We start from the raw sequence: 425 nt of genomic DNA, 5'->3' as shown, positions 1-425 counted from the left end.
CCACGCCACCCTGGTAGCCCACGATGCCGCGGGCAATAGCGCCGATGTACTGGCTGATCATGCCTACACCGTCGTCCTCGTTCCGCCGGTAGCTTCGGTGAACATCAACATCGTGGCCGGCGACGACATCGTCAACCTGGCCGAGTCGAAGACCGCCCAGCAGATCACCGGTGGCACCACCGGCGGCCGTGCCGGCGACATCGTCAAGATCGTGGTCAACGACGTCACCTACAGCGGCAAGATCGACGCTGCCGGCAAGTGGAGCATCAGTGTTCCGGGCGCCGAACTGGTGGCCGACGCCGATCACCGTATCGAGGCGAGCTTCGTGGCGACCGACGCGGCAGGCAACAGCGCCAGCGCCACTGCTACCCACGACTACTCGGTGGATATCACCGCGCCGGTGGCGACCCTGACCATCAACGTGG

At 65.4% G+C, this 425-nt stretch carries 1 protein-coding gene; it reads left to right on the top strand.

Annotated features, from left to right (window positions below; genetic code table 11):
• Nucleotides 1-425: Ig-like domain-containing protein (locus IB255_RS30540; protein WP_192211293.1), on the top strand; the 425-nt coding region annotated here is incomplete at both ends.

The sequence above is a fragment of the Pseudomonas sp. PDM22 genome, assembly GCF_014851965.1.
Classification (GTDB): domain Bacteria; phylum Pseudomonadota; class Gammaproteobacteria; order Pseudomonadales; family Pseudomonadaceae; genus Pseudomonas.
Note: the sequence above shows the minus strand (reverse complement) of the source record. Positions and strands in the feature narration are given on the sequence as shown.